Here is a 2858-nt window from a genome sequence, read left to right as displayed (position 1 = left end):
GCTTCTTTCTGATTTCTCCTTGGGGAGAAGAAACCCGTGGGCTGACGTTGCTGCGGGGCGCACTTTACAAGCCTTTTCCTTTCAGTTCAACAACCTGACGAAAAAAAGGCCTCGCGATGCGAGGCCTTGTTTATTTCACTGCCGTGACGGGTCAGGCAAATACGATTTCGTCGTTCTCCACCGTGCCGACAGCCGTGTCGCCAGCCATGAAACGACCGGACAGAATCAGCTGTGCCAGCGGGTTCTCGATCCAGCGCTGAATCGCCCGTTTGAGCGGTCGTGCGCCATACACCGGGTCGTAACCGACCGCGATCAGCTTGTCCAACGCCTCGCTGCTCAGTTCCAGGTCAAGCTCACGCTCGGCCAGGCGACTACGCAGACGACCCAACTGGATCTCGGTGATGCCCGCGATCTGATCCCGCGCCAGAGGCTCGAAGATCACCACTTCATCCACGCGGTTGATGAACTCCGGCCGGAAGTGCGTGGAAATCGCATCCATCACCGCCGCACGCTGCGCCTCGCGATCACCGACCAGTTCCTGGATCTGCGCCGAGCCCAGGTTGGAGGTCATNACGATCACGGTGTTCTTGAAATCCACCGTGCGGCCATGGCTGTCCGTCAGGCGGCCATCTTCCAGCACTTGCAGCAAGATGTTGAACACATCCGGGTGGGCCTTCTCGACCTCGTCCAGCAGGATCACCGAGTAAGGCTTGCGCCGCACAGCCTCGGTCAGGTAACCGCCCTCCTCGTAGCCCACGTAGCCTGGTGGTGCGCCTATCAGGCGAGCCACCGAATGTTTCTCCATGAACTCGGACATATCGATCCGCACCATGGCCTCTTCAGTATCGAAGAGAAACTCGGCCAAGGCTTTGCACAGCTCGGTCTTACCCACGCCGGTCGGGCCGAGGAACATGAACGAGCCGCTCGGACGNTTCGGGTCGGACAAGCCGGCCCGGGAACGCCGCACCGCGTTGGAAACGGCGATCACCGCNTCTTCCTGCCCGATGACGCGCTGGTGCAACAGGCTTTCCATCTTCAGTAACTTGTCGCGCTCGCCTTCAAGCATTTTCGACACGGGAATGCCGGTCCACTTGGAGACCACTTCGGCAATTTCTTCCTCGGTCACCTTGCTGCGCAGCAACTGGTTCTCGCTCTTGCCATGCTGGTCGACCATCTGCAGGCTGCGTTCCAGATCCGGGATCACCCCGTACTGCAATTCGGCCATGCGGTTCAGGTCGCCTTTACGGCGTGCGGCTTCCAGCTCCTGACGGGACTGCTCGATCTTTTGCTGGATCTGCGCAGAACCCTGCACTTCGGCTTTTTCCGAGGTCCAGATTTCCTCGAGATCCGAATACTCGCGCTCCAGACGGACGATTTCTTCCTGAAGTTTCTCCAGGCGTTTTATCGCGGCTTCGTCGCTTTCTTTCTTCAGCGCCTGGGATTCCACCTTCAACTGAATCAAGCGACGTTCCAGGCGATCCAGGACTTCCGGCTTGGAGTCGATCTCCATGCGAATACGGCTGGCCGCTTCGTCGATGAGGTCGATAGCCTTGTCCGGTAATTGACGGTCTGTAATGTAGCGATGGCTGAGCTTGGCCGCGGCGATGATGGCGCCGTCGGTGATCGCGACTTTGTGGTGAACCTCATAACGCTCTTTGAGGCCACGCAGGATGGCGATGGTGTCTTCTTCGCTCGGTTCTTCCACCAGCACTTTCTGGAAGCGACGCTCAAGTGCCGCGTCCTTCTCAATGTATTGGCGGTACTCGTTGAGCGTGGTTGCGCCAACGCAGTGCAACTCGCCCCGCGCCAAGGCCGGCTTGAGCATGTTACCGGCGTCCATTGAACCTTCGCCTTTACCGGCGCCGACCATGGTGTGCAGTTCGTCGATAAAGAGAATGATCTGCCCTTCCTGCTTCGACAGCTCGTTCAGCAAGGATTTCAGGCGCTCTTCGAACTCGCCACGGAACTTGGCGCCGGCGATCAACGATCCCATGTCCAGGGACAGCAGGCGCTTGCCTTTCAGGCCGTCCGGCACCTCACCATTAATGATGCGCTGGGCCAGGCCCTCAGCAATCGCGGTTTTACCCACACCAGGTTCGCCGATCAGCACCGGGTTGTTCTTGGTACGACGTTGCAGCACCTGGATGGTGCGCCGAATTTCGTCGTCACGGCCGATCACCGGGTCAAGCTTGCCTTCTTCGGCGCGCTTGGTCAGGTCGACGGTGTATTTGTCCAGAGCCTGGCGCGACTCTTCATGATTGGGGTCATTGACTGCCTCGCCGCCACGCAGATTATTGATGGCGTTTTCCAGGGCTTTTTTGCTGACGCCCTGACCGAGCAGCAATTTTCCGAGCTTGCTGTTCTCGTCCATCGCGGCGAGCAACACCAACTCACTGGAGATGAACTGATCACCTTTCTGCTGGGCCAGGCGATCAGCCTGGTTGAGCAGGCGCGCCAAGTCCTGCGACATGTTCACGTCGCCGGTAGGATTTTGGATTTTCGGCAGTTGGTCGAGCTCTTTGGTCAGCTCTTTACGCAGGCTGTTGACGTCGAAACCGACCTGCATCAACAGGGGTTTGATCGAACCACCCTGCTGTTCAAGCATGGCCTGCATCAAGTGCGCCGGCTCGATGCCGGGATGGTCCAGGCCGACGGCCANGGATTGGGAATCCGATAAGGCCAACTGCAATTTGCTGGTTAAACGATCAATACGCATTAGTCACCTTCCTTTTGAGCAGGCCGGAGCTGTAAACACATCCTGAATGAAGAAACCTGCCAGATACCCTTNTAGATGTGGTCGATTCTGGGAGATTCAAGCGTCGTACAGTTGATGTAGATCAGAGAAGTCTAGCGTTCGA

The 2858-nt window shown here is 57.9% G+C and carries 1 protein-coding gene; it reads right to left on the bottom strand.

The features are described 5' to 3' along the window. Positions 1-151 precede the first annotated feature (151 nt). On the bottom strand, positions 152-2716 hold the full coding sequence (gene clpB / locus B7L09_RS21790; RefSeq protein ID WP_094470591.1) for an ATP-dependent chaperone ClpB: 2565 nt from the start codon (positions 2714-2716) through the stop codon (positions 152-154). Positions 2717-2858 lie beyond the last annotated feature (142 nt).

The sequence above is a fragment of the Pseudomonas mandelii genome (assembly GCF_002251635.1).
Lineage (GTDB): Bacteria > Pseudomonadota > Gammaproteobacteria > Pseudomonadales > Pseudomonadaceae > Aquipseudomonas > Aquipseudomonas mandelii_B.
Note: the sequence above shows the minus strand (reverse complement) of the source record. Positions and strands in the feature narration are given on the sequence as shown.